The sequence below is a fragment of the Nocardia sp. NRRL WC-3656 genome, assembly GCF_000720265.1.
GTDB classification, from domain to species: domain Bacteria; phylum Actinomycetota; class Actinomycetes; order Mycobacteriales; family Mycobacteriaceae; genus Nocardia; species Nocardia nova.
Genome location: NZ_JOJF01000020.1, coordinates 1 through 24942 on the forward strand (window position 1 = coordinate 1; position 24942 = coordinate 24942).

Below are 24942 nucleotides of genomic sequence, written 5' to 3' on the forward strand. Positions count from 1 at the left end.
CGACCCCAGCGAACAGGAGGACACCCCAGCACTGACCGCCTGACCGACCAGGATCACGCGGCAATCACCCCGATACACCACGCAATTGGACTTGACCTCCGTTCGAGCCGTATGTGCGGGAGTTGTTGGCGCAGTTCCCGAGTATGCCGGCGTCGGTGATCGCCGAACGGGTGGGCTGGTCGGGGTCGCAGTCGTGGTGGCGCAAGAAGATCGCCGGGCTGCGGCCGGAGTATGCGCCGAAGGATCCGGCCGACCGGCTGTCGTATCGGCCCGGTGATCAGGCTCAGTGCGATCTGTGGTTCCCGCCGGTGGACGTTCCGCTGGGGGCCGGTCAGGTTGATTCGCCACCGGTGTTGGTGGTGGTTGCGTCGTTCTCCCGGTTCGTGACCGCGCGGATGATCCCGACCCGGACCACGCCGGATCTGGTCGCGGGCATGTGGTCACTGCTGGACGGTCAGCTGGGTGCGGTGCCGCGACGATTGCTGTGGGACAACGAATCCGGAATCGGGCGCAGTGGCCGGCTGGTCGCGGCGGTGGTGTCGTTCACCGGGATACTGGCCACCAAGGTTGTGCAGTTGCCGCCTTATGATCCGGAGTCCAAGGGCATCGTCGAGCGGATGAACGGCTATTTCGAGACCTCGTTCCTGCCTGGACGCAGCTTCGTCTCGCCGGCCGATTTCAACTCCCAGTTGCAGGAGTGGCTGGTCAAGGCCAACTCCCGGCGGGTCCGCAGCCTCGACGCGATCCCGAACGAGTTGATCGAGGCCGATCGCGCGGCGATGCACCAGCTGCCGCCGATCCCGCCGCCGGTCGGGTTCACCGCCAAGACACGGTTGCCGCGTGACTACTACCTGAGGGTGTTGAGCAACGACTACTCGATCGACCCGACCGTGATCGGACGAATGGTCGATGTCCATGCCGATCTCGACACGGTCACCGCCCGCTGCGACGGCGCCCTGGTCGCGACGCATCCGCGGGCCTGGACCCGGCACCGGACAATCACCGATCCCGGCCATGTCGAGACCGCGGCACGACTGCGGTCGACGTTCCAACACTCCACGCCGGCAACCGATTCCAGTGACGACGAGGCCGGTTTGGTGCGCAATCTCGCAGACTACGATGCACGTTTCGGTGTCGATTTCGACGGTGAAGGGGTCGCGTGATGGCCGCACCGAAAGACACGATCAAACAGATCGAGTACTACGCGAACGCGTTGAAAGCGCCCAGGATCCGCGACAGCGCCGCCCGGCTGGCCGAGCAAGCCCGTGATTCGGGATGGAGCCATGAGGAATACCTGGCCGCGGTGCTGTCACGGGAAGTGTCCTCACGAGAGTCCTCCGGGGCCGAGATGCGGATCCGCGGCGCGGGTTTCCCCGCACGAAAAGGCATCGAGGAGTTCAACTTCGACCACCAACCCGCCCTCAAACGCGACACCATCGCGCACCTGTCGACCGGCGCGTTCATCGACAAAGCACAGAACGTGGTGCTACTCGGCCCGCCCGGCACCGGCAAAACGCACCTGTCGATCGGCCTCGGCATCGCCGCCGCGCACCACGGCCATCGCGTGTTGTTCGCTACCGCGGTCGAGTGGGTCGCCCGCCTGCAGGCCGCTCACCAGCACGGCCGCTTGGCCGCCGAGCTGGCCAAGCTGCGCCGCTACAGCGTTTTGATCGTCGATGAGGTCGGCTACATCCCATTCGAGCAGGACGCGGCCAACCTGTTCTTCCAGTTGGTGTCCAGCCGCTACGAACACTCATCGCTGATATTGACCTCCAACCTGCCGTTTTCCCGCTGGGGAGACGTGTTCAGCGACCACGTTGTGGCCGCCGCGATGATCGACCGCATCGTCCACCACGCCGACGTCCTCACCCTGAAAGGCAACAGCTACCGACTCAGAAACACTGAAATCGACACACTGCCAAGCCATCGCAGCGACGGCACGGCAGACTAACCATCAACCATCAAGTGGCCGATCTTCCAAGAGCGCACCCGGCCCGATATTCAAAGAGCGCTGACACCACCCCGGAATGCTGGTTGGTTGTGCCGACAGGTATGAAATTTGGTGGGTGAGGATGTGTTGATGGCCAAAAGTTTTCGTCAGATATATCATAATCAGCAGTTCTTGTTGGCTTCGGATATCAGGAAATGATTGAGGGGCGGCGATCCGGTGTGGCTGGTGATATCGGTCGTAGAACGGTTGGGCACATCGGTTTGCGGGCGCGGGCGACTGCGCCTGTTTGATTGGCTCCTGACCTGTGAGGATCCGCCTCGCTGGAAGAATGCTCACCATGCCGAAGCCGTATCCCCAGAGGTCCGCCACGAAGTGGCCGCAGTCGCCGTGAGGGCAAGATCTCATTGACCCAGATCGCCAAGGATTTCGGGATCTCGCAAAGCTGTGTGAAGAACTGGCTCAAACAAGCAGATATCGAAGACGGACATCAGCCCGGCGCCACCCGCGAAGTTGCGCGAAGCACGTAAACGGATCCGGCAGCTGGAACAAGAAGCCGAGGTCATGCGGTGCGCGGTCGCCTGCGGCGCACGTGACGTCAACCCACAATGAGCTACCCGCTGGTCGGAGACCCGGCCGCTGACGGAATCCCTTCGCGGCGACCTACCGGGTACTCGAATTCTCCACCCAGCATTCTACAATTGGAAAGAAATGCTCTGTCTCGCAACGGGATTGGGACGACATCCATTGATCAACGCCGCACTCGACCTCCACGCCGACGACCCGGCTGTCAGCTACCGATTCATCGCCGCCGAACTACCGGCCCCGAAGCTTGCCCTAGTGTTCTCTTTGCCTCGGAAAACGGACTGTCATTCGGGGCAAGCCAGGAAGGTGGGCTGACAGCGGCGACCGTGACCCGGCTCCAGTCCGCCGCGCCACGCACCTTGCGCGGCTGCCGGGTTGCCGAAACCCCGCGCCGCAATGGAACGAACAGTTTGAGCTGCTCAATATCAGCGCGAAGATTGCACCTCACAGTGTCTGCCTGCCGCGCTCGGCCCACGCCCCGAACGACCTGGGCGTGGGCCGAGCACGCTGGCCAGCGCCGACAACACCACTCGCCCGTTGTCCTTAGCTGGAGCATTCAACGCTCCGCGCCGTAACCGTCCAGAGCGAGCTGTGGCTCAGCCGCGTTTCCATGCACCCGCTGCTTCGCCGGTCGTCCATCCCGCATCGACCCGCCTGACATTTCGGGGAGCTGTTTCGTCGGTTGTAGTGACCAAGTCGAACCCGAGTTCGGGCTCGCTTGCCGAGAGACGACACCGGCCGGTCACCGTGTTGGCTTTCGGACTCGCCGACATCGTCCCCGAGAAGAAAGGAAACAGAACCCAGTCCGAACAGCGTTTGCGGCCGTCCACCGGTCGGCAGCTCTCGGTTTGCGCCCGTTCAGATGTCCTGGCGTATCGGAAATAATAGACAGAAAGCGTTACATGAACACGTTCTTGTGGGTCCTTCAGGGTTGTCTCGCCTCACTGATGGTCATGTCCGGCATCAGCAAGCTTGTACAACCGAGAGATAAGCTGGTCAACACGTATCCCTGGATGCAAAACGTTTCCAAAGGGAGCATCCGGTCCATCGCAGCGGTAGAGGTCATCGGCGCAGCGGGTCTAATAGGGCCGGCCGCCACCAGAATTGCCTCTGTCTTGACGCCCATTGCGGCAGTGGGGCTGATGGTCTTCGCGGTGCTGGCCGCAATTCTCCACCTTCGCCGCCGCGAGGCTTCGGGGGTCGCGATCGTGTCAGTCATGTTCCTGGTGGCTGCGGTGATCGCATGGGGGAGATTCGGACCATATGGCTGGTAACGGAGGCCTTGAACATTGAAGTAGGCACTACCGTGCGACGCTCTCCGGCGCATCCGGACCGTCGAAGCAGTCGGGAATCGAGAGCAGTTGCAGGTACACTGTTTTCGGTTCCCAACGCCAGCCCGTAGGGGTCGGATTGTGGCGGTGTCACGATTGCACCTGGTCCGTTTCCCTGGTCCGCCCTCCGCGACTCTCAGCGCATCCGGCGTTCCACGGACTGCCACTGCTATGCGGGAACCGTGGTTCCCGCGGTGCCCGACCATGGTGTGGGGATGTTGTTCGCCCACCACCGATAGCGGGTGACCGCGACGGTGGTGGTGTCGAGCATGACGATCCCGTCTGCTGCCGGACGGTTGCCTGGCCTGCCGGTCAGAAACCACCGGTAGAGCTCCGACCACGTGATTCGCTTGTGCCGCTTGAGCAACCATTGAGTGACCCGATGCCAGGTGAAGGCATCGAGATACCCGAACGTCGCTTTCGACACCCCGTGGCGGAAATACACACCATCCTCGAAGCACCGGGTTGAGGCGTCCGAGAAGGTCAGCGAGGCCGTGATGACGTGCCTTCTTCGTCAGTGCCCGCACCTTCGCCATGATCGAGGCCAGAGCCTTCTTCGACGGATAGGTGTAGACACTCATCTTGGCGGTTCCCTTCTTCCGGCGCCGCTGGATGCGGAACCCCAGGAAGTCGAACCCCTCGTCCAGGTGACATACCCGGGACTTCTCGACCGACGGGCGCAGCCCCAACGGGTCGATCACCTGCGCGACCTCGTCCCATAGCGCTTCCGCGTGCGCTTCGGTCCCGGCCACCATGATCACGAAATCGTCTGCGTAGCGGACGATTCGATAGGTGGCACCGCCGCGTTTGCGGTGCGCCTCGCGCTGATAGGGAGTCGTGTGTGCCTCCCATTTCGCGACGAAATGCGCGTCCAACACCGTTAGAGCGATATTGGCCAGCAAGCGGTGAGAGTATGCCGCCCTGGGGCGTGCCCGTGTCGGAGTTGCTGACCGTCCCGTCGCCGGACATGATGCCCGCCTTCAGGAACGCCTTGATCAGCGCCAGGACACGTTTATCGACGATGCGTGTGCGGACCCGCTCCATGATCGCGGAGTGGGCCAGCTCGTCGAACGAGCGCTCGACACACTACCTACGGCGATAACCAACAAGAGTGCGTGACCGTCACACGGAGCCGTGATCCGTTGGAGGGGCAGCAGGTTCGGGTCCTGCGGCGGTGGCGCCGCCGGCAGGGGCGGATTGATCTGCTAGTGGTGCTGGCGGATGGGCGTAAGCGGTTGATCCCGCAGGTGTGGACCGACGCCGATGCCGGTGAGGACCCCATTTATGCCGGCACGGTGACGACCTTGGGTGGGGTCGAGGACTTTTCGGCGTTGACGGTGCTGATTTCGGCACTGGTTGGCCAGGCCGGGGAGCAGGGTGCCTCGCAATCGACGTGCGAGGAGGACCAGAATGCAGCCTGTTCAGCTCAGTTTGCTGGCGACTGAGATACCGACGCCGCCGCAGCAGGTGACCGCCGAGCTTCCCGAGGACAGTGTGGCCGAGGCGGTTCGGCTGCTGGCACGGCTGATCGTGAAAGCGGCGACCGCGACGCAGGCGGTGACCTGCGATGAGTGAACACACGAAAATCACTGCGTCACATCGTGTCCGATCTGCGGTCGTGTATGTGCGTCAGTCGACACTGGCCCAGTTGGAACGTAACGGCGAGTCCACCGCCCGCCAGTATGACCTGCGTGAACGGGCCGTCGCGCTGGGCTGGCCGCGCGAGCAGGTCCGGGTAGTCGACGCCGACCTGGGCGTGTCCGGGTCGGTGCTCGGGCAGCGTGACGGGTTCGAGTCGTTGGTGGCCGATATCGCCCTGGGGCAGGTCGGGATTGTGCTGGCGTTGGAGGTATCGCGGCTGGCGCGTGACAATGCCGCCTGGTATCGGCTGCTGGATTTGGCCGGAACCTGCGACACCCTGGTCGCCGACGCCGACGGCGTCTACCACCCAGGGCTGTTCAACGATCGTATGTTGCTGGGCATGAAGGGCCGACACCAACATCCGACCCGAGGCCAGAAAGCCCGGCACCGGCGCGGTGAGGGAGGGCTCCGCGCTGCTGCAGGGCCTGGCCACCTGCGGCGACTGCGGCCGCAAACTCGCCGTGTTCTACCGCGGCCCGGCGAAATCGGTGCCGAACTACTACTGCCACGGCTCAGCCGAGCTGGTCGAGGGCCGTGGGTCGCGGCATATGAACGTCGGCGGGCAAGCCATCGACTCCGCCGTCGCCGAGGCGTTCCTGACCGCGGTGACACCGGCAGCGGTGCAGGCCGCTCTCACCGCCGCTGACCAGCTCGAGACCGGCTACGACACCGCCCTGGACCAGTACCGACGCCAGGTCGAACAGGCCTGCTACATCGCGTTGAAAGCCGAACGCCGTTACCGTGCTGTCGATCCGGACAACCGCCTGGTGGCCCGCGGGCTGGAAACCGAATGGAACATCGCTCTGCAAGCGGTCGCCGATGCTGAAACCGAACTCACCCGCCGCGAAATGAAGCGACCGAAAACCCTTGCACCGCACGAGGAACAAGCGATCCTCGCGCTCGCCGACGATCCCGGCAGTGTCTGGTCGGCGCCGACGACCACCGACCGCGACCGCAAACAACTGCTGCGCACACTGCTCGAAGAAGTCCAGATCAGTGTTTACCGCACCGCCGAGGAGCCGCACGCTGATCTGCTGCTGCGATACAAGGGCGGCACCCTCACCGAACTGACGGTGCCGCTGCGGCGCCCCCAGCCGAATATCCGCACCGATGAGGACACCATCGCCTTGCTACGCCGCCTGGCCGCCCTCTATCCCGACGCGAAGATCGCCGGGATCCTCAACCGGCAAGGCCGCCGCACCGCTCGGGGATTGTCGTTCACCGCCAGTAGAGTGCAGTCACTGCGCCAACACCACAAGATCCCCTGCTACCGAACATCTGTCGAAACACCAAGCGGGACAGGAGAATTATTCACCGTGTCCGCCGCCGCCAAACAACTCGGCATCGCCGCCTCAACCCTGCTGCGCTGGCTCAACGACGGGTTCGTCGCCGGCGAGCAGATCACCCCCGGCGCACCGTGGCGGATTCGGCTCACCGACGAACTGCGCGGCATGCTCGTCAACGACTCCCCCGACGGCTGGCTCGCCCTGCACCACGCCAGCCGCGCCCTCGGCGTCTTCCGCCAAACCGTCTTGCAGAAGGTCAAGCGCGGCGAACTCAAAGCCGTCCTCACCCGCACCGGACGCCGAAAAGGCCTGCGCATCAACGTTTCCACCCCACAAGACACCCTGTTTGAAACACCAACAATCAGTGAAGGAGCAGTATGACCATGCATCCAAACACGCCTCGATATCCGCATCCAGCACCCACCTGTAGCCGCGGGTGCCGTAATAGTGGATCTCGGCGATCGCGTCCTGAGCCCGCCGGTTGGGCCGGAACCCGTAGGAGACCGGCTCGAAATCGGCCTCGAAAATCGGTTCCAGCACCAGCTTCAAAGCGGCCTGAACAACCCGGTCGGTCACCGTCGGAATCCCGAGACGCCGAACCTTCCCCGACCCTCCCGGTTTGGGAATCTTGCGTTCCCGCACCGGCAACGGCCGAAAAGCCCCGTCTCTCAACGAGGTCCGAAGATCGTTCAGGAACCCCGGAACACCGATGCGCTCATCAACGTCGGTGACGGTCACGCCATCGACGCCGGGAGTGCGGGCTCCGTGGTTGCCCGCGACCCGGTCGAACGCCAAGAGCAGCGTGGCCGGGTCGTGCACGAAATTGAACAGGTCATCGAACCGGCGACCTGGATCGGCCGCCGCCCAACGGTGAAGCTTGGCCTGCATCTCCGATACCCGCCGGCGAGGCCCCGCAGGGTCCACCAACGCGGCGTCACCGTTCGGTGGCGCGTCTTTCGGCATTGCAGCATCCTTCCTTTCTCGAAACCGCTGCCGCCCTTCGCCATGTGACCGGCTTTCCCGGCCTCGGACTACTACGGCGACTCCGCCCCACCCGGCCTGTTCGACTGTCGGTGCGTCTATCCCCAAGCAGCGCAACCGGATTGCCGCGTCGCTGGGGAATCTGACCGGGTGGTTCCCGTGTTCACTGTGTTTCGCTCGACGAAGTAGGAGCCCAGCTGTGTCCCTGCGGCATCGCCACGAGTACGCCGTAGACATTCCCCGTGGCCTCCGGACCGGCTTTCGTAAACCGATCCAGGAGTTCCCCGGCCACTACGAAAGCGGTAGGTGCGCACCGCTTCCTGCCCATATCCGCCAGGTTCGAGCAGGCGGCACATAAAGGGACGTAACAGCGCTGGTTCCTACTTAGTTGGTAACGGTTGCTTTGTCAGTTCGGATGTCTTCTGGTTCCTTGGCCTGCGAGGTCTGACGCGAGACTCGGCGCCGATCCCGACTTGGTGATCGTTGCTCGGTTCGGCCGAGGCGACTCCTAGCTGCTCCTGGGACCCTCGAGTCCTCCTGCAAGGCAGCGAGCGCCACGGCCGAAACGATCGACTCGCCGACCATCGACCGCTTGTGTTCACCTCGGACGTGAAGTTCTCTGAGGCATGCGGCGGTGGCCGGCGAGGCCGCCGGATCGGCCCCTGCACACCTCGAGGGCTTCGGAGTCCTTGTGGTATTGGCCGGGCAGGGCAGCGGCACGGTGTGTCGGCCCTGCCCGGCCGTCGTATTCGACTGGGATAGCTCGTGGTTCGAGCCCTCCCGCACGACCAGACGCCCCGTCAATCGTGAGCTTCGAGCTCTGGCAAAGACCGGCGCCGTGCGGGTGAGCTGGGATCGCGAACAGCTCATCGGAGGCCAGCCCATCGAGGCTCGTAAGTAGGGCGCTGCGCGTTTCCGCCAGGGACAAGAACCACCACGAAACACCTGATGGAGGACCAGATTGAGCAACTACTGCGGCGTGGACTGGGCCGAGGGGCATCACGACGTCGCCGTCGTCGACCCTGATGGCAAACTCGTTGCGAAGAAGCGCGGATCGGCGACGATCCGGCGGGTTTCGCTGAGCTGACCCAACTGCTGGCCGGAGCCGGTGACACCGAGCACGACCCGATCCCGGTCGCGATCGAAACCCCACGCGGGCTGATGGTCGCCGCGCTGCGCGCCTGCGGGCGGCCGGTCTACGCGATCAACCCGATGGCCGTGGCCCGTTACCGCGAACGCCACTCGGTGGCACGGGCCAAGTCCGACCACGCCGACGCGATGACCTTGGCCAACATCCTGCGCGTCGACACGCACCTGCACCGCTGGATGTCTGCCGACAGCGAACGCGCCCAAGCTATTTCGGTCCTCGCGCGTGCACAGCAGGACGCGGTCTGGCGACGCACCAAGGCCAGCAACGAGCTGAGGTCGCTGCTGCGCGAATACTTCCCGGCGTTCCTGGCGGTGTTCGCGGGCAAGTCCGCCACCAACCTTGCCAAACCCGAGGCCCGTGCCGTGCTGGCCATCGTTCCCACCCCGGCGCACGTCGCCAAGCTCACCAGAACCCGCATCGCGGCCGCGTTGCGCCGCGCCGGTCGCCAACGCGGCATCGACGCCCTGGCCGCGGAAATCCTCGACGGGCTGCGGAACCCGCAGTTGCGTCAGTCCGAGCTGGTGGAAAAAGCACTCGGCCGCCAGGCCCTGGTGCTTCTGGCTGCCCTGGACACCGCTTGCATCGGTGCTGATGACCTGGAACAGGCAGCGGCCGAGGAGTTCCGCAAGCATCCCGACTACGCGATCATCACCAGTTTTCCCGGTCTGGCCGACCTCACCGGCGCCCGGGTCCTGGCCGAGATCGGGGACGACAGAACCAAATTCGCCACTGACCGGGCATTGAAGGCCTACGCCGGATCCGCACCGGTCACTCGCGCATCCGGCAAATCGATCTCCATCACCTACCGCCGCATCAAGAACGACCGCCTCGCAGCCGCCGGCTGGGTCTGGGCTTTCGCAGCTGCGGCCCGATACGCCCCCGCACGCGGGCACTACCAACGCCGCCGAGCCCACGGAGACCGGCACGCAGCAGCACTGCGTCACTTGTTCAACAAGATGCTCGGCCAGCTCCATCACTGCCTCCAATCCCGTGAGTTGTTCGATCCGGTCAAAGCTTTCGGCCGCCCAGTCACCCACGCTCCAGAGGGAGCCGCCGTTTGACTTCTAAGACCATCGGAGGTCTCGCGTGCACCTTCCCGTCTTGCTTGCCGGACCCACACCATCTGGCGATACTGGCCCGTCCCGGCTTTGTCAGGGCTGCTCCCACCCTCCCCGGCACCACCCGGATCAGGCTGCCCTCAACTCCACCGACCTGCTACGACAGGCCAGCGGTGGAGGTCTTATCACCTCCACTCGAAACACAGCGCCTCACGGCGCAAACGAAGTCTGTGCCAGAGCCCCAATCCGGACCATCTGACGGACGTGGGTTCGAGGATTCGTCGCAACACCCCTGCTAGAAGAATTGGGTGGAGATGGGACGACCGGGCCGCAAGCGTCGACTGGCTCTGGAGGATGAGTACTGGAAGTTGATGACGGCCGGTGTCGGCACAGTCGAGGCGTGTCGACGGCTCGGGATCGGCCGAACCACGAGGTACTACTGGCGATCTCAGCGTGGAGGTCTGCCTCCGACTGTCCTTCGTGAGGATTTGCGCTCGTCCCGCTTCCTGTCACTGTTCGAACGCGAACGCATCGCGGTGCTGCGCGAGCAAGGATGCGGTGTCCGCGAGATTGGGCGACGGTTGGGTAGGGCCCCTTCGACGATCTCGCGCGAGCTGCGGCGGAACGTGCGCGACGGAGACGGCGGTGTCTACGACGCTGGGTCGGCGCATGCCCGCGCCCGGGAGCACGCTCGGCGTGTGCGCCGCACCGTTTTCGCCCGCGATGAACAACTGCGGACAATGGTGCAGGCCAAGCTGCTGTTGCAGTGGAGCCCAGAGCAGATCGCGGGATGGCTGCGCACCGAATACCCTGACCAACTGCACTGGCATGTCTGCCACGAGACCATCTATCAGGGCCTCTATTTCGGCGGAAGTCGTGGCCTGACAAGGGATCTGGCGCGCAATCTGCGCACTGGCCGAGGTCTGCGCATGAGACGACGCAACGCCCGCAGCCGGAGGCCGCGGTTCAGCGCGTATTCGCGCATGATCGATGAGCGTCCGGTGGCGGCGTCGGCTCGTCAGCGGATCGGCGACTTCGAGGGGGACCTGATCCTCGGCCGGCAAGGCCAGTCCGCCATAGGCACTCTTGTCGATCGCACCACCCGGTACGTTCGGCTCGTTCGCGTGCCCGAGCGACGCAGCGGCGAAGACTTCGCTGCCGCGCTCACCGCCGCAGTGGCCGACCTGCCGCCGGTCGCGCGGCGCACCCTGACCTGGGACCAAGGTGTTGAGATGGCACGCCACGACCTGCTCGCCGGGGTATTCGAGGAGGGCGTGTATTTTGCCTATCCGGGCAGTCCGTGGCAGCGCGGAACCAATGAGAATACGAATGGTCTTCTGCGCCAATATTTTCCGAAGCGTGCGGATCTGCGCACCTACACGGCAGACGACCTGCGCCGCGTGGAGCACCTCCTCAACAACCGGCCCCGCAAGACTCTCGGCTGGACCACACCGGCCCAGGCATTCAGCGAACTACTGACACGATGGTCCAGCACTGTTGCGACGATCGATCGAATCCGCCGCCGACCTTGTCGATTACGAGCAGTGGATAGCGGCCGAGTTTGATCAGCTCGGCCTGCAGCCGGCCCGCGTGATGAGCTTCAGCGAGGCGTGAGACCCATTCCGACGCGGTGGCGAACGCGACCCGATGCCCGGCCTGACACGCCCGGAACGCCAAGCCGATGGCCAGGTGGGTTTTGCCTGTTCCGGGTGGGCCCAGGAACACGGCGTTCCTCGTCGACTCCCCCGAGCCGCTAGATCTCCATCGCCGAAGCGGCTCAACGCGCCAGCGTCAGTCGAGACACCATCCGTCGGATGATCGCCGACGGCCAGCTACCCGCATACACATTTCGCGGTCAGGTCCGCATCGCCGCGGAAGACATCGACAAAGCCATGTGGCCCCATCAGGTGAGAGCGGCACGAAGAACAGCCTATTGCACGCAAGTTGCACGAACGGACTCCGGATAACCGAAAACCACGACTGCCTGCACAAATAAAGTGGTCCCAGCTGGTTTCGAACCAGCGACCTCTCGCGTGTGAGGCGAGCGCTCTCCCGCTGAGCTATGGGACCGCGGATTTCGGGAGCGGCTGGGGTGCCGTTCCGAACGAGAAGGAACCTTAACACGCATCCCCGGTGTCACACCAAATCGGGGCTTGACCTGGGTGTTTCAGCCGAGCGGCGATGGACGGAACATGAACGGGCGCAGAAGGTCTCGTGAGGTTGGGTCGGCGCGTAGTCGCCCCCCCTTCACCGAGTGAAGCATCGCGGGAGATCGGGCGGGGCCGTGTCCGAACGGACCGCGGTTACAGTGTTCCGCGCCACGGAACGAAGGCCCGACCACCCCCCAGCCGGCGCCGCGACGGATGTGGCCTCAGGGATCGCCTGGCGCGCCGGCCGGGCGGGGCGCCGCGCCGGCGCCACCGAGCCGGTGCCATCCGACGGAGCGCAACCACCCCGGAAAACACACCGGTGTTATTCACTTTTACCCCCATCTACCAGGCGATTTGTTGACCGTGCGGGTTGTGGGCTAATGTTCTCTCTCGCAGCCGGAAGGGGCCGAAAAGCCCCGGAGACGCAGCATGCGGATGTAGCGCAGTTGGTAGCGCATCACCTTGCCAAGGTGAGGGTCGCGGGTTCGAATCCCGTCATCCGCTCGAAGGCCAACCCGGCCTTGGTTGGCGGTGTGGCCGAGTGGTGAGGCAACGGCCTGCAAAGCCGTGCACACGGGTTCGATTCCCGTCGCCGCCTCTGAGTAGGCGAACCACGCGCGATTAGCTCAGCGGGAGAGCGCTTCCCTGACACGGAAGAGGTCACTGGTTCAATCCCAGTATCGCGCACCAACGAAGAACAGGTCAGCCCCGGTTTCGACCGGGGCTTTCTTGTATCCGCATCACGGACGTAACGAGTTCGCGGACGACTGTGTCCGCCGTCTCATCGCCTGGGATACGGTCGAGGCCCAACCAGCCGAGCGGCAAGGAGAGATGTCGTGCGCGATTCGGTAACCGTCCACATGGCCGCGTCGCCGGCGCAGGTGTGGGCGCTGGTCAGCGATATCACGCGGATCGGCGAATTCAGTCCCGAGACGTTCGAGGCCGAATGGCTCGGTGGCGCAACGGGTCCCGCGGTGGGGGCGAAGTTCCGGGGGCACGTGCGGCGCAATCAGGTGGGGCCGGTCTACTGGACCACGTGCCGGGTCGACGTGTGCGAGCCCGAACGAGAATTCGCCTTCACCGTCCTCGGGCCCAAGGGGATGAGCATCAACCGGTGGGGCTACCGGCTGGAACAGCGCGACGGCGGCACCGACGTCACCGAATCGTTCGAGCTCTCGACGATCCTGCCGCTGCGGCTGTACTGGACGGCGCTCGGGTGGGCGCGCGGACGGCGCAACCACAACGATATGGCCACCACCCTCAACCGGATGAAGATCGCCGTCGAGCACGGCTGATCCGGCGGGTTCGACGCGCGCTATTCGGCGAATTCGACGCCCAGCACCCGATCCAGCACCCGCGCTCCGCTGTCGGTCAGCCGCAGCGTGCGGCGGGTTCCCGGCCGTTCCACCCAGCCCGCCGATTCCATGCGGGTCAGTACCGCGGCACCGAGCGCACCGCTCAGATGATGGCGTTGTTCGCTCCAGTCGACGCAGAAACGCAGCAGGGGGCGGCGCCGGTCACGGGCGGCGTCGAGATCCACCCCCAGCTCGGCGAACAGGGGCTCGGCATTCGGGCCCAGGCGATACGGGTGGTCGGTCATCGGCGCCGAGATCGGATCTCCCTGTGCGCGTGCGGTTCCCGCGCCGCCGTCGGTGCGGGTCAGCGCCTGCCGCTCGAGCAGTGCCTCGGTGACCGCGACGCCCAGTCGCCCGGCCAGGTGGTCGTAGCAACTGCGCGCCCGGCGCAGCGCCGCCGCGCGGGTGGATTCCCGCAGTGAACGCACGGGTCGCGTCGGCGCCAGCACTGCCAACGCTTCGATCGCGGCGCCGACCTGGGCATTCGCTATGCGGTAGTACCGGTGGCGGCCGGATCGTTCGACCGTGAGCAGTCCGCCCTCCACCAGCCGGGCCAGGTGTTCGCTGGCCGTGGACGCCGCGACGCCGGCCTCCGCGGCCAGCACCGATGCCGGCAGCGCGCGCCCGTCCGCCAGGCCGATCATCATGCGCGCCCGGGTCGCGTCGGCCAGCAGGGCGCCGACAGCGGCGATATCGGAATACCCGTAGAGAGGTCGGCGATCGGTCATGACTCGAGTCTGCCGCGACAACACTTCGGTACGCACCGAATCGTGGCCGTCCGCGCACGTCCGCGACGACCGCGGGCGGACGGTCCGCCGGCAATCGGCGGGCGACCTCGCTCCACGACCTTGACTACCGTTCCGGTTCGGCCGACATTGGGGTGGTGCGTATGCGTGCGGAGGAACTCGATGTGCCTCCGGCCGAGGGATTCGATCGGATCGGAACGGTCGAGATGACGCTGAGCGCGTTCGGTGCCGGTGATATCCACGGCTCGATCGACGAGATCGCCTATGCCGCCGCCGACCTCGGTGGCGAGTATTTCCACGTGACCGATTCCTTGGGCGCACGGGTCACCGCTGTGGTGTACCGCCGCAGTCGCCGGCGTCGGCGATGGTTCCGCCGCCGGACCTGACGCTGCGCCACCAGGAGGCGGTGAGCGAAAGAAGCTGTGGCAGGACGCTGTTCGTCTCACCCCCTGCTTCATCGCCGATACTTCGGTCCACACCGAAAGGTTGCGCACCGACACTGCGGATATGACTTCGACTCCACAGGTTCGCAACGCGGCCGCCATCCTCACGGTGATGTGCGCCGGGATGTTTCTGGTGTTGCTGGATGTGACCATCGTGAATGTCGCGCTGCCCGCGATCGGTCGCGGCCTGCATACCGACATCGCATCGCTGCAGTGGGTGGTGGACGGGTACGTGGTCGCGATCGCGGGACTGCTGCTGGCGGCGGGAACCGTCGGCGATCGGATCGGGCATCGCCGGATGCTGCTCGCCGGATTCGCGGTCTTCGGACTGGCCTCGCTGGCGTGTGCACTGGCCCCGTCGGTCGGGGTGCTGATCGCCGCGCGGGTGGTCCAGGGCGTGGGCGGGGCGCTGCTGTTGCCCAGCACCATGGCCGTCATCGCGGACGTCTTCCCGGATCGGGCGGAACAGGCGAAGGCGCTGGGCACCTGGGCGGCGGTGTCGTCGCTGGCGTTGCCGGCCGGACCGCTGCTCGGCGGAATTCTCGTCGACCGTCTCGGGTGGCGGCCGGTCTTCTGGATCGCGGTGCCGCTGACGATCGCGGCGACCGTCGCGGCCCGGATCGTGGTACCGGCCGCACCACCGCGGCTCGGCGAGCGCGTCGACGTGCTCGGACTGGCCGGATTCGTCCTCGGCCTGAGCGCGCTGGTGTTCGCCGTCATCTCCGCGGGGCACCACGCGGGGACGGCGGTCGTCGGCACCGCGGCGGTGGTCGCGGTGTGTGCGCTGACGGGCGCCTACGTCTCGTCCCGGCGCAGCGCTCATCCGTTCCTGCCGGTGGACCTGTTGCGGCACAAGGATTTTCTCGCTCCCAATGTCGTCGCCCTGATGATGAACCTGATCTTCAACGGCATCCTGTTCATCGGCATGCTGTATCTGCAGGACACGCTGGGGCACTCCCCCGTCGCGGCCGGCGTCAGCGTGCTGCCGCTGGCCCTGCCGCTGGTGCTGCTGGCGCCGGTGTCGGGACGATTGACCGCCCGGTACGGCCCGCGCCCGGCGATCGCGATCGGCTGCGCCCTCGCGGCATGCGGTTCGGCGATGCTGCTCACGCTCGACGGCCGCGGTGGCGGCGGCGGACTCCTGCTGAGCTTCACCGTGCTCGGCTGCGGCTCCGGCCTCATCACGACATCGGTGGTCGCGGCGACGGTGCGCGCCACACCGGCGGACCGGTCCGGCCTGGCGACGGGAATGTCCAATACCGCCCGGCAGGTCGGAACCGCCTGCGGTGTGGCGATATTCGGCGCGGTGGCCGGATCGCCGACCGGGCCGGGCTTCGTCGGCGCCATCCACCGGCTGGCGGCCGGCTCGACTCTCGCGTGGGTGGTCGCGCTACTGATCACCGTCTTCGCCGTGGAGGCCGGCGGGCCGCGAGCGGCCGACAGGGGCCGAGACAGCCGCCTCACCGAACCCGCGCGCCGCTGAACCGTCGAAGCGGCTCGCCGTTGAATCGATCAGCCACATCGCGGACACGCCCGCGCTCGAGCGCCCGGAACCCGTACGAAGGCATAGGCTTTCGAAAGGACGTGCGAGACAGCGAAAGGCATGTGGTGACGACCAACCGGATCGAGGAGATACAGGCCGGGTTGCTCGACGACCTGCGCGACGGCATCTCCTTCACCTCCGAGCAGATGGCCGACACGCTGGCGGACATGGTCGCGGCCCAGGCCGAGGAACGTCCCCGCGACGGCGAGCTGCTCACCCGCCGGCTCGGGCTCGACGGTGTGCGCCCGGAGACCTTGACGCTGCTGGGCGCCCGCTTCGAACTCTCGCGCGACCGGGTTCGCCAGCTCTACACCCGAGCGGCGGGGCAGCTGCTGCGGCGTGTGCAGGCCACCGGCCATCCCGATCCGGCCGTGTTCGCCAACCAGTATCCGGTCGGGTGGGGCGATCAGCGGCTGACCCGGACGCTGCTCACCGAAACCTATGTCGGAGATTGCGATATCGCCGCCCAGGATCTGGCGTATCTGAAGTTGCGGCTGGCCGGGCATTCGCTGATCGACGCCAAGCGGGTGGCCGGCTTCGTCTTCCAGCGCATCGCGGGCTGGCAGCAGCGTGGCCGGTGGCATCTCGATCGCCCCCGCACGGCCGAACCCGCTGCCGGGCAACTGCTTCCGCTGCTGCGACGGGTGGACTGGCCGAGCGGCGATCCCGGCGACCTGCCCGAACTGCCGATCACGACCGTCGACGCCGACGACGATGCCCGCGGCCACATGTTCGCCGAGAAGCTCGGCCGCGAAACCACATTCGACACAGCTCTGCAAGCCCGGCTGCTGCGCATGCTCGACGACGGCGAACAGGTCGACAGCTACACCGAGCGGCCCGTGGCCGTCGACTTCACCGTCGACGGCGTGGCGGACTCCTACTGTCCCACCGTCGCCGCCCGACTGACCGACGGACGCGTGCTACTGGCCGACGTGGTCGCCTTGGGGCAGTTGGGATTACACGCCAATCGGGTGCGGCTCGAGGCGGCCCGCGCGCACGCGCATGCCCGCGGCTGGGGATGGCTGGTCTTCACCGGCAGCCGGCTCGGCGAGCCGGATCTGTTGCGGCACACGGTGTCCGCCCGTTCGGAGAACATCCTCCGCAACCGGCTCGCCACCGGCGCCGTGCAGTGGGCCGAATTCCGGAGCCTGGTCGACGAGACCGGCCTGGAACCGGTGGACCTGATCGCGCTCGCCCTGCGCCACGGCTGGCGCTGGGATCGTGCCCCGTTCCGGCTGGGCGCGACCTGACCTCACTTCAACATGAAACCCGCCACGATGAACGTCACGATCACCAGCATCGCGAAACAGGTCATCAGCTGCCAATGCAGCACCGCTTCGCGCTGACGCGCGATCCGTACCCGCAGACCGGCCTCGAGCCGGTCGCGATCGGACAGCCGGCGTTTGACCGCGTCCAGCTCACCGGCGACGAGTTCGGAGCGTTCGAGCCGATGCATCATCTTGTGCATCTGTTTGGCTTTGTCGCGAGTCGCCCTGCGCGCCAAGGCCAATTCGGTGCGCTGGTCGAGCAGTTCCTGCCGCTGCTGCGCGATCATCATCGCCTGTGCGTGGGTGTGGGCCTCCCAATCGCTCACCGTCGCCCACCCTCTCGTGTCCTCGTCCAGATAGCCGCAGGCCAACTCGCCCGCGACCCAGCCATCGATGAATTCCCTTATTTCCCAGGGGGTTTCCCTGGGGCTGAGGATACCGTCGGAATCGATGACCAGCCCACCCGACAATGCCCGGTACTCACATCCGGCAGCGGCGAAATCGTCCACGCCCAGCGCCGGTATCTGCCCGATCCAATATCCGGTCGGGCACAGCCACAACACCTCGTCACAGCCCACCGCCTTCAACCGGGCCGTGCGTTTGCGCGCGTGCTCGATCGAGACCGGCGCGCTGCGCACCTCGATAGCACACAACCGGTTCCCACGCCGCCACAGCAGACCGGGCGTCTGCGCACCCAGCGGCTTGTCCACCTCGGCATCGTCGGCGCCCGCCGCCAGCAGCCTGCCGCGCAACCAGTATTTGAGCCGCTGCACATCCCAGTGACAGTTGCCACAGCCGGGTTCGCGACACCGGTCACCCGCCTGATGTCCGCGCGGATTCGGCTCCACCACAGGCAGTTTCACCGGCTCCAGGGGAGCCAGCGTCGTAGTCTGCTGCCTCGTCTCGGCCCGTTCTGTCGTACTCACGCGACCACTCCCCTACCCGTGCACCAGCGGCCCGTGCGGCCCGCTGTATCCAGAGTGCCGCACGTGCCAGGGGGCTACACGTCCCCGTGACCGGTTTCGTTATCCAACCGGGAGCCCCACGTGATCATCGAGTCCGGTGAACTGCGGAATCGCCCGCGATCGGACAGCGGCGTAATCGCGACGTTGCGAAGCCGGAACTTCTCCTGCCGGGTGCGAGGCTCTGGCGCTCCGCTACCGCCGCCGGGCTCTCACCCATTAGGCTGCGCAGATGTTCGACCGCGGATACATTCCTGTATCGACCACGCTGCGGGCCGCCCGCACCGCCAATTCGGTGGCCTTCGCGCTGCAGGGCTTCTTCCTCGCGGTCGTCCTCACCGAACTGCCGCAGCAGCGGGATCGACTCGGGCTCACCGACACCGTCATCCTGGTCGCGGTCGTGATGATCTCCGGCCTGGCCGCCGGCGGCAGTCTGCTGGCCGAGCGGGTGGCGGTGCACTGGTCGAGCCGGGTGGCGCTGCGGGCCGGGCTCGCGCTGATAGCGGTGACCGGACTGGCGATCGCGATCGCGCCGAACATCGTGGTGGCGCTGATCGCGCTCGGTTGTTACGGCGTCGCGGTCGGCATGGTCGACGCGGGCACGAATATGCAGGCGGTGTTCATTCAGCACGGATACGGGCGGTTCGTGCTGTCGTCGTTCTACGCCGCGTGGAGTGCCGGGTCGATTCTGGGCGCACTGTTCGTCTCGGGCTGCGAGAAGGTCGGGATCACCCTGCCGTACGCCGTCACCGTCGCCGCCGCGGTGGTCGCGGTGGCGAGTCTGGTGTTCGGGCCGCGGCTGCTCGGCGCCGGCCAGGCCGAGGCCCAGCCCGCCGAATCGGGCCGGGCGCCCGAAACCGTTGCGGCCGTTGCCCTGCGGGCGTATCTCGCGCTGGGAATCGCGATGGCGCTGGTGTTCGCCATCGATCTGGCGGTGGGCAACTGGTCTGCGCTGTATCTCACCGACGATCTGCTGTCCTCGTCGGCGACGGCGGCCCTGGCGCTGGCCGCCTACCAGGGCGCCTCGCTGCTCACCCGGCTCAGCGGCGACTGGTGGGTGCGCCGATACGGCGCGCGGGCGGTGGTCCGGGTGGCCGCCGGGATCGGCGTGCTCGGCCTGGCACTGGTGATGGCCGCGCCCGGACCGGCCACGGCACTGGCCGGATTCCTCATCGCGGGCCTCGGCCTGCCGGTGATCGCACCGCTGTGCTTCAGCGAGGCCGGGCGACTGACCGAAGGGCGCGGACTGGACGCGGTGATCGCCCGGCTCAATCTGTTCAACTACGCGGGCACGCTGATCGGTGGCGGAGTGGTCGGGGCCGTCGCCGATGCGTCGAGCCTGCGGGCCGGGTTCGTGATCCCGCTGCTGTTCGCCCTCGTCCTCATCGCCACCGCGCGTTTCTTCCGGCCGCGCCCGGCGCCCGGCGAGCTGTCGGCGACCCGTTCCGGACATGTTGTACTGGACCCATGACCGAGCAAGTCGTCGTCGACCGCGCCGGAATTTGGGACGCGGAGGAATTGAGCGACGTCGCGACCGCGACGTTTCCCCTGGCGTGCCCGCCGGAGTTGACCGAGGAGAACATCGACACCTTCATCACCGAGGTGCTGTCCGGCGAACGGTTCGGCGAGTATCTGAGCGATCCGCAGCGGATCGTGCTCAAGGCCGTCGTCGGCGGCGAGATCGTCGGCTACACCATGCTGATCTCCGGTGAACCGGTCGATCCCGCGGTCGCCGCCATGATCGCGGCCCGCCCTGCGCTCGAGATCAGCAAGATGTACGTGATGCCCGGCCACCACGGCAGTGGCGTCTCGACCGCCCTGATGGACGCGGTGGTGGATTACGCTCGCCGCGGCGGATATTCGGTGGTCTGGCTCGGAGTCAACCAGCGCAACGAGCGGGCCCAGCGCTTCTACGGCAAGCACGGTTTCCGCCGAGTCGGCACCAAGACCTTCACCGTCGGCAATCAGGTATGCCACGACTTCGTGATGCAACGGCAGGTGTGAATCCGGCTGTTCCGCAACCGGATTCGACCCGCCCGTCGAAACCGCCGGTCAGGCGAGCAGTTTCGCCTTCAACGCCGCGATATCGCCGTCGGTCAGCTTCAGTCCGTCGTGCACGTAGTTGTCGAAACTGCCGTAGCTCTGATTCACCTGATCGAAGGCGGAGTCCAGGGCCGACTGCAGCACTCCGTCGACCGCGTCGCCCTCGGCGGCGGCGCGGTAGTAGTTCGACAGCAGGAAGTCGTAGTTCACGGTCTCCCGGTCCACGCCGAGGATCGTCAGCAGGACAGCCGCGGTCCAGCCGGTGCGATCCTTCCCGGCCGAGCAGTGGAACAGCACCGAACCGTCGCTGCCGGCGATGTCGTGCAGGACACCGGCGAACGCCTCGCTCGCACCGGGAGCCGTGATGAACGCGCGATACAGGTCGCTGCCCGCGCTCAGCGTCGAGGCCATGACCTGGGGCGGAGCCTGCCCGATCACATCGCGAATATTCAGCGTCGCACCGACCGGTACCCGATCCGGCCCCAGCGCGCGTTCGTAGCTCGTGCGCAGATCGTCGACGACCCGCAGCCCGCGTGCGGACAGCGCGGCGGAATCCGCGTCGGACAATCTGCTCAGGTCCGCGGTGCGGAACACCAGGCCGGTCTCGACGACGTGACCGTCGGTGGTGCGGTATCCGCCGATATCGCGCGCGTTCTGCACACTGGCCAGACGCAGCGACCGGTCTTCGGTGTGCACCGAGACCGACGAGGGGGCCGGGGGCGGGTCGGCGGCAACCGCGACACCCAGCGCCGGACCGGCCGCGATGAGAGCGCCGGCGGCGACGGTGGCGGCGAGGCGAATCGAACGATGGGCCATGTCAGCTCCGTTCAGAGGGAAACTGGACAGTCGTCCATGGTAGGGAATTCGCCTCCCGACAGTACGCTGTACGAACCGGGATCAGCCCGCCGGGACCTCGAACCGCGACAGCGCCAGCAGGCGCGAGATCGCGCGCAGATACTTCTTGCGGTAGCCGCCGCCGAGCATCTCCTCGGAGAAGATCTTGTCCAGCGGCGCGCCCGACACGGTGACCGGTGTCCCGGCGTCGTAGAGCCGGTCGGCCAGCACCACCATCCGCAGCGCCACCGCCTGATCGGTGATGGTGTGCACCGCCGAGATGTAGACCGCCGACACCCCGGCGATCAGCGAACCGTACTTCGACGGATGCAGCGTGCTCAGGTGCGTGAGCAGTGCGTCGAAGTCGTCCAGCGTGGAATTCGTTGTGGCCGCGGCCTTTTCCGACAGCAGCGCCGGATCGGTGGGTTCCGGCGCGGGCGGCAGATCGCGGTGGCGGTAGTCGGGGCCGTCGACGCGGACGGTGTCGAACAGCGAACCCAGCTTGCGGATCTCGCGCAGGAAGTCCTGGGCGGCGAACCGGCCCTCACCGAGCTGATCGGGCAGCGTGTTCGAGGTCGCCGCCACCGACACGCCGCGCGCGGTCAGTTCGGTGAGCAGCCGCGACACCAGCATGGTGTCGCCCGGATCGTCGAGTTCGAATTCGTCGATGCACAGCACGCTGTTGCCGCCCAGACGTTCCACCGCGTTCGTGAAGCCCAGGGCGCCCACGAGATTCGTCACCTCACCGAAGGTGCCGAACGACTTCGGCCCCGGGGAGGCATGGAAGATCGAGGCCAGCAGGTGCGTCTTGCCGACACCGAATCCGCCGTCGAGATACAGCCCGGCGCCGTCGACCCGCTTCTTCTTCCCGAACAGCGACTTCTTACCGGCGGCGGCATGAATCTTGCCCACCCGCGCGGCGAAATCCTCGGCCGCGCGCACGGCCGCGGCCTGGCTCGGCTCCTTGGGATCGGGAATGTAGGAGGCAAAACTCACCTCGTCGAACGTGGGCGGCGGCACCATCTGGGCGATGAGTTGATCGGCCGGAACCTCCGGATGACGATCGACGAGGCGTTGTTGCACGCTCGTAGCGTACTGACGTGGTGTGATCGGACCTTATGCAGCGTGTCCCCGATGCGATCCAGTTCACAGCACTGACCACCGGCGGTGCCGGCGAGATCACCGACCTGGTTCAGCTCTACACCTATCCGGCGGCCCTGGAACGGCCGTGGATCCGGGTCAACTTCATCGCCAGCCTCGACGGCGCGGTCACCGTCGACGACCGCTCCGGCGCCCTGGGCCGGCCCGCCGACGCCACCGTCTTCGCCATCCTGCGCGATCTGGCCGACGTGATCGTCGTCGGCGCCGGGACCGCGCGCGTGGAGAACTACGGCGGTGCGCGCACCGATTCCCGGCGGCGCATGCGCCTGCACCACCACGGGCTGGGCGGGGCGCGCGACGGTGCACCGCCGCCGGTCGCGGTGGTGACGGCGAGCGCGGCGCTGGATCCGGCGTGCCGGCTGTTCACCGACACCCAGCGCCCGCCGATGATCCTCACCACCGCCGCGGCCGACAGCGAACGCAAACGCCTGCTCGCCGAGACCGGCGCGGAGGTGATCGAGGCCGGGCAGAGCACCGTCACCGCCGCCGACATCCGCCGGGTGCTGGGCGAGCGCGGACTGCTGCGGGTGCTGTGCGAGGGCGGCCCGTCGCTGTTCGGCGAACTGATCGGCGCGGGCGCGGTCGACGAGTTGTGCCTGACCGTCTCACCGCTGCTGGTCGGCGGCACGTCGGGCCGAATCGCGGTGTCGCCCAATGCCTTGCCGACCCCCATGAGTCTGCGCCACGCATTGATCGACGACGACGGCACGGTGCTGACGCGGTGGGAGCGCAGCCGCACCCAAGGCTGAAACGGCGCGCCGGACCTGGCAGGCTGTAGCGCATGCGTTGGACTCGCGCCGCTCTGCTGGCATCGTCGCTGACGGTTCTGCTGACCACCGCCTGTGGTGCCGGGCCGTCGCAGCGACCGGGCGTGGCGGTGGAACAACCGCACGGCGGCTCCGGCCCGGCCACCAGCACCAGCGCCGCGCCGGCGGCGCCACCGCAGGCGCAGGTCCCCAAAACCGATCTGGCCTGGCACGATTGCGCGGCACCGACCTTCAGCTCGCTGGGCACCGGTGCGCCGCCGGCCGGGGTGAGTTTCGACTGCGCGGAGTTCTCGGCGCCGATCGATTCCGGCGGCACGGTCCTGGGCACCTTCCGCATCGCCGCGGTCCGCGCGCGCACGCCGCAGACGCCCGCCGACGCGGCACCGCTGGTAGTGACCTCCGGCGGCGATCGATCCTCCACCACGACCGTCGCCGGTCTGGTCTCCGGGCCGGGCGCGGCGATTCTGGCGAGCCGGCCGGTGGTCGGGGTGGATCGACGCGGTATCGGCAGCTCCCAGCCGATCGACTGCCTGCCCGACGACACCCGGCAGGGGCTGGCCGACAACGGCCAGTTCGCCCCCGGTGGCGGCGACCGGGTGGATGCGGTGGCGACACTGAGCCAGAACGCCACCGTCGCCTGCCAGGACTTCCTGCAGCCCTATCAGGGCACCTTCGACGCCCCGCACGCCGCCGACGACATCGAACAGCTGCGCAAGCAGTGGCAGGTCGACCACATCGATCTGCTGGGCACCGGAAACGGCGCGCGCGTGGCGCTGAGCTACGCCGCCAAATTCGGCGACCGGCTGGCCCGGCTGGTGCTCGATTCGCCGGAACCGGCGAACACCGATGCGGTGACGCGCACCGAACAGCAGGTGAAGGGCGCCGAGGCGGCGCTGACCGGATTCGCCCGCCGCTGCGCCGATCTCGGATGCTCACTGGGCGCGGATCCGCGGGCCGCGATCACCGATCTGATCAACCGGGCGGGGGCGGGACAACTCGGCACCCTGTCGGCATCGGCGCTGACCACCACGATCACCGCGTTCCTCGGCGACCCGCGCGCGGATCAGGCCGCGCGCACCACCGAACTGGCCGATGCGCTCTCGGCGGCCGGACGTGGCGATCAGGGGCCTTTGCAGGCTCTGGTCACCCGGGAAGCGGCAGCGGTGGGAGCCGACGGGCAATTCGTCTCCCGCTGCAGCGACAACCAGCAGCCCGCCACCCCCGACCGCGCCAAGCAGCTCGAGATCGAGTGGGCTGCCAAATATCCCGCCTTCGGTAAGGCGGCGGCGACCGGACTGATGGAATGTTCGGCGTGGCCGGTGACGCAGGCGCCGCGACTGCCGGACAAGTTCACCCTGCCGGTGCTGGTACTGGGTACGGCCGCCGATCCCGTCGTCGGCGGCGACGGGCGATCCTCGGTCACCGGCGCGCTGGGTGCGGCGGGCGCGCGCACCTCCACCGTGCAGTGGCAGGGCTGGGGGCATCCGGTGTTCACCCACTCGGGCTGCGCGCAGCAGAACATCGCCGGCTATCTGAAGGACGGCACCCTGCCCGCCGACGGCACCGCCTGCCCGGCCTGAGGTTATCGTGCGGCCACGCACGAAGTGGCCGGGCGCACACCCGGCAAAAGCGGTCACCGGCACGCCCGACGGCGGGTCCGCGCAACCATCGCGCAGGTTTCCGGTGTACC

21 protein-coding genes, 4 tRNA genes and 7 pseudogenes are annotated in these 24942 nt (G+C 66.9%); 23 read left to right on the forward strand and 9 right to left on the reverse strand.

Annotated features, from left to right (window positions below; all coding sequences use genetic code 11):
* Positions 1 to 113 precede the first annotated feature (113 nt).
* The 4 genes and pseudogenes from IG65_RS0123840 (at position 114) to IG65_RS0123850 (ending at position 3807) form a co-directional block, all read left to right on the forward strand.
* Positions 114 to 1163 (forward strand): DDE-type integrase/transposase/recombinase, encoded by a 1050-nt coding sequence (locus tag IG65_RS0123840; protein WP_197039905.1) that lies wholly within the window; start codon positions 114 to 116, stop codon positions 1161 to 1163.
* A complete protein-coding gene (gene istB / locus IG65_RS0123845; protein WP_030517181.1) occupies positions 1163 to 1951 on the forward strand; it encodes an IS21-like element helper ATPase IstB in 789 nt (262 codons plus the stop codon). Before IG65_RS0123840 ends, istB begins: the two co-directional genes overlap by 1 nt.
* A gap of 337 nt (positions 1952 to 2288) precedes the next feature.
* Positions 2289 to 2773, forward strand: a pseudogene (locus IG65_RS39255) (transposase); the annotation flags it as partial.
* A gap of 662 nt (positions 2774 to 3435) precedes the next feature.
* On the forward strand, positions 3436 to 3807 hold the full coding sequence (locus IG65_RS0123850; RefSeq protein WP_030517182.1) for a DoxX family protein: 372 nt from the start codon (positions 3436 to 3438) through the stop codon (positions 3805 to 3807).
* A gap of 226 nt (positions 3808 to 4033) precedes the next feature.
* Here the strand turns inward: IG65_RS0123850 and IG65_RS39260 are convergent, their stop codons facing one another.
* Entirely contained in the window at positions 4034 to 4309 is a 276-nt protein-coding gene (locus IG65_RS39260; RefSeq protein WP_051756754.1) for a group II intron maturase-specific domain-containing protein, read from the reverse strand.
* A 46-nt stretch (positions 4310 to 4355) separates the two neighbouring features.
* A pseudogene (locus IG65_RS39825) lies at positions 4356 to 4619 on the reverse strand (RNA-directed DNA polymerase); the annotation flags it as partial.
* Between the two features lie 360 nt (positions 4620 to 4979).
* Here IG65_RS39825 and IG65_RS0123860 point away from each other — a divergent pair.
* From IG65_RS0123860 to IG65_RS39270, 5 genes and pseudogenes are all read left to right on the forward strand, one after another.
* Entirely contained in the window at positions 4980 to 5309 is a 330-nt protein-coding gene (locus IG65_RS0123860) for a hypothetical protein (protein WP_156055747.1), read from the forward strand.
* The gene (locus IG65_RS37935; RefSeq protein ID WP_156055748.1) at positions 5296 to 5439 is read left to right on the forward strand and encodes a hypothetical protein; all 144 of its coding nucleotides are present in this window, start codon (positions 5296 to 5298) and stop codon (positions 5437 to 5439) included. Before IG65_RS0123860 ends, IG65_RS37935 begins: the two co-directional genes overlap by 14 nt.
* A pseudogene (locus IG65_RS39830) lies at positions 5432 to 5794 on the forward strand (recombinase family protein); the annotation flags it as partial. The gene IG65_RS37935 and the pseudogene IG65_RS39830, both read left to right, overlap by 8 nt.
* 106 nt (positions 5795 to 5900) lie before the next feature.
* Positions 5901 to 6089: pseudogene (locus IG65_RS39835) on the forward strand (zinc ribbon domain-containing protein); the annotation flags it as partial.
* A gap of 36 nt (positions 6090 to 6125) precedes the next feature.
* Positions 6126 to 7172 (forward strand): hypothetical protein, encoded by a 1047-nt coding sequence (locus tag IG65_RS39270; RefSeq protein ID WP_231509386.1) that lies wholly within the window; start codon positions 6126 to 6128, stop codon positions 7170 to 7172.
* Positions 7173 to 7244: 72 nt separating this feature from the next.
* Here the strand turns inward: IG65_RS39270 and IG65_RS39840 are convergent.
* Positions 7245 to 8009, reverse strand: a pseudogene (locus tag IG65_RS39840) (hypothetical protein); the annotation flags it as partial.
* A 724-nt stretch (positions 8010 to 8733) separates the two neighbouring features.
* On the opposite strand from IG65_RS39840, the pseudogene IG65_RS35065 reads away from it, so the two are divergent.
* Positions 8734 to 9983: pseudogene (locus IG65_RS35065) on the forward strand (IS110 family transposase).
* Positions 9984 to 10351: 368 nt separating this feature from the next.
* Positions 10352 to 11545: an IS30 family transposase gene (locus IG65_RS37065; RefSeq protein ID WP_231509397.1), complete on the forward strand. Its 1194-nt coding sequence runs from the start codon at positions 10352 to 10354 to the stop codon at positions 11543 to 11545.
* Here IG65_RS37065 and IG65_RS0123890 read toward each other — a convergent pair.
* A pseudogene (locus IG65_RS0123890) lies at positions 11502 to 11711 on the reverse strand (ATP-binding protein); the annotation flags it as partial. The gene IG65_RS37065 and the pseudogene IG65_RS0123890 sit on opposite strands and share 44 nt — an antisense overlap.
* A gap of 32 nt (positions 11712 to 11743) precedes the next feature.
* Here IG65_RS0123890 and IG65_RS39845 point away from each other — a divergent pair.
* Positions 11744 to 11947 (forward strand): excisionase family DNA-binding protein, encoded by a 204-nt coding sequence (locus IG65_RS39845; RefSeq protein ID WP_369801583.1) that lies wholly within the window; start codon positions 11744 to 11746, stop codon positions 11945 to 11947.
* 31 nt (positions 11948 to 11978) lie between these two features.
* Here IG65_RS39845 and IG65_RS0123895 read toward each other — a convergent pair.
* A tRNA-Val gene (locus IG65_RS0123895) sits at positions 11979 to 12050 on the reverse strand.
* Positions 12051 to 12561: 511 nt separating this feature from the next.
* On the opposite strand from IG65_RS0123895, the gene IG65_RS0123900 reads away from it, so the two are divergent.
* The 4 genes from IG65_RS0123900 (at position 12562) to IG65_RS0123915 (ending at position 13425) form a co-directional block, all read left to right on the forward strand.
* A tRNA-Gly gene (locus IG65_RS0123900) sits at positions 12562 to 12634 on the forward strand.
* A 23-nt stretch (positions 12635 to 12657) separates the two neighbouring features.
* Positions 12658 to 12728: transfer RNA gene (locus IG65_RS0123905), tRNA-Cys, on the forward strand.
* Between the two features lie 17 nt (positions 12729 to 12745).
* Positions 12746 to 12820 (forward strand) — tRNA-Val (locus tag IG65_RS0123910).
* Positions 12821 to 12966: 146 nt separating this feature from the next.
* A complete protein-coding gene (locus IG65_RS0123915; RefSeq protein ID WP_030517188.1) occupies positions 12967 to 13425 on the forward strand; it encodes an SRPBCC family protein in 459 nt (152 codons plus the stop codon).
* Positions 13426 to 13445: 20 nt separating this feature from the next.
* Here IG65_RS0123915 and IG65_RS0123920 read toward each other — a convergent pair whose 3' ends face one another.
* Positions 13446 to 14213, reverse strand: a complete 768-nt coding sequence (locus IG65_RS0123920) for a helix-turn-helix transcriptional regulator (RefSeq protein WP_030517189.1) — start codon at positions 14211 to 14213, stop codon at positions 13446 to 13448.
* Positions 14214 to 14374: 161 nt separating this feature from the next.
* Between IG65_RS0123920 and IG65_RS0123925 the strand changes: the two genes are divergently transcribed.
* From IG65_RS0123925 to IG65_RS0123935, 3 genes are all read left to right on the forward strand, one after another.
* On the forward strand, positions 14375 to 14617 hold the full coding sequence (locus tag IG65_RS0123925) for a hypothetical protein (protein ID WP_030517190.1): 243 nt from the start codon (positions 14375 to 14377) through the stop codon (positions 14615 to 14617).
* Positions 14618 to 14738: 121 nt separating this feature from the next.
* A complete protein-coding gene (locus tag IG65_RS0123930; RefSeq protein ID WP_051756760.1) occupies positions 14739 to 16157 on the forward strand; it encodes an MFS transporter in 1419 nt (472 codons plus the stop codon).
* Positions 16158 to 16258: 101 nt separating this feature from the next.
* A complete protein-coding gene (locus tag IG65_RS0123935) occupies positions 16259 to 17467 on the forward strand; it encodes a hypothetical protein (protein WP_231509388.1) in 1209 nt (402 codons plus the stop codon).
* Positions 17468 to 17469: 2 nt separating this feature from the next.
* Here IG65_RS0123935 and IG65_RS0123940 read toward each other — a convergent pair whose 3' ends face one another.
* A complete protein-coding gene (locus IG65_RS0123940) occupies positions 17470 to 18411 on the reverse strand; it encodes a hypothetical protein (RefSeq protein ID WP_231509390.1) in 942 nt (313 codons plus the stop codon).
* Positions 18412 to 18679: 268 nt separating this feature from the next.
* Here IG65_RS0123940 and IG65_RS0123945 point away from each other — a divergent pair, with 268 nt between their 5' ends.
* Both IG65_RS0123945 and IG65_RS0123950 read left to right on the forward strand, forming a co-directional pair.
* Positions 18680 to 19918 (forward strand): MFS transporter, encoded by a 1239-nt coding sequence (locus IG65_RS0123945; RefSeq protein ID WP_030517194.1) that lies wholly within the window; start codon positions 18680 to 18682, stop codon positions 19916 to 19918.
* Positions 19915 to 20451, forward strand: a complete 537-nt coding sequence (locus tag IG65_RS0123950) for a GNAT family N-acetyltransferase (protein ID WP_030517195.1) — start codon at positions 19915 to 19917, stop codon at positions 20449 to 20451. The genes IG65_RS0123945 and IG65_RS0123950 overlap by 4 nt, the downstream gene beginning before the upstream one ends.
* 48 nt (positions 20452 to 20499) lie before the next feature.
* Here IG65_RS0123950 and IG65_RS0123955 read toward each other — a convergent pair whose 3' ends face one another.
* Positions 20500 to 21306 (reverse strand): tyrosine-protein phosphatase, encoded by an 807-nt coding sequence (locus tag IG65_RS0123955; RefSeq protein ID WP_030517196.1) that lies wholly within the window; start codon positions 21304 to 21306, stop codon positions 20500 to 20502.
* Positions 21307 to 21387: 81 nt separating this feature from the next.
* Positions 21388 to 22407, reverse strand: coding sequence for a cell division protein ZapE (gene zapE / locus IG65_RS0123960; protein WP_030517197.1), 1020 nt, complete (start codon positions 22405 to 22407; stop codon positions 21388 to 21390).
* A 35-nt stretch (positions 22408 to 22442) separates the two neighbouring features.
* Here zapE and IG65_RS0123965 point away from each other — a divergent pair, with 35 nt between their 5' ends.
* Both IG65_RS0123965 and IG65_RS0123970 read left to right on the forward strand, forming a co-directional pair.
* A complete protein-coding gene (locus tag IG65_RS0123965; RefSeq protein ID WP_030517198.1) occupies positions 22443 to 23234 on the forward strand; it encodes a pyrimidine reductase family protein in 792 nt (263 codons plus the stop codon).
* A gap of 32 nt (positions 23235 to 23266) precedes the next feature.
* Entirely contained in the window at positions 23267 to 24832 is a 1566-nt protein-coding gene (locus IG65_RS0123970; protein WP_030517199.1) for an alpha/beta hydrolase, read from the forward strand.
* Positions 24833 to 24942: the final 110 nt, after the last annotated feature.

Excerpts from the sequence above, each read along its gene's own strand:
- IG65_RS0123925 (WP_030517190.1), top strand. The coding sequence starts at position 14,375 with ATGCGTGCGGAGGAACTCGATGTGCCTCCGGCCGAGGGATTCGATCGG.
- IG65_RS0123965 (WP_030517198.1), top strand. The coding sequence starts at position 22,443 with ATGCAGCGTGTCCCCGATGCGATCCAGTTCACAGCACTGACCACCGGC.
- IG65_RS0123955 (WP_030517196.1), bottom strand. The coding sequence starts at position 21,306 with ATGGCCCATCGTTCGATTCGCCTCGCCGCCACCGTCGCCGCCGGCGCT.
- IG65_RS0123930 (WP_051756760.1), top strand. The coding sequence starts at position 14,739 with ATGACTTCGACTCCACAGGTTCGCAACGCGGCCGCCATCCTCACGGTG.
- IG65_RS0123950 (WP_030517195.1), top strand. The coding sequence starts at position 19,915 with ATGACCGAGCAAGTCGTCGTCGACCGCGCCGGAATTTGGGACGCGGAG.
- IG65_RS0123850 (WP_030517182.1), top strand. The coding sequence starts at position 3,436 with ATGAACACGTTCTTGTGGGTCCTTCAGGGTTGTCTCGCCTCACTGATG.
- IG65_RS0123945 (WP_030517194.1), top strand. The coding sequence starts at position 18,680 with ATGTTCGACCGCGGATACATTCCTGTATCGACCACGCTGCGGGCCGCC.
- IG65_RS0123920 (WP_030517189.1), bottom strand. The coding sequence starts at position 14,213 with ATGACCGATCGCCGACCTCTCTACGGGTATTCCGATATCGCCGCTGTC.
- IG65_RS37065 (WP_231509397.1), top strand. The coding sequence starts at position 10,352 with ATGACGGCCGGTGTCGGCACAGTCGAGGCGTGTCGACGGCTCGGGATC.
- istB (WP_030517181.1), top strand. The coding sequence starts at position 1,163 with ATGGCCGCACCGAAAGACACGATCAAACAGATCGAGTACTACGCGAAC.
- IG65_RS0123970 (WP_030517199.1), top strand. The coding sequence starts at position 23,267 with ATGCGTTGGACTCGCGCCGCTCTGCTGGCATCGTCGCTGACGGTTCTG.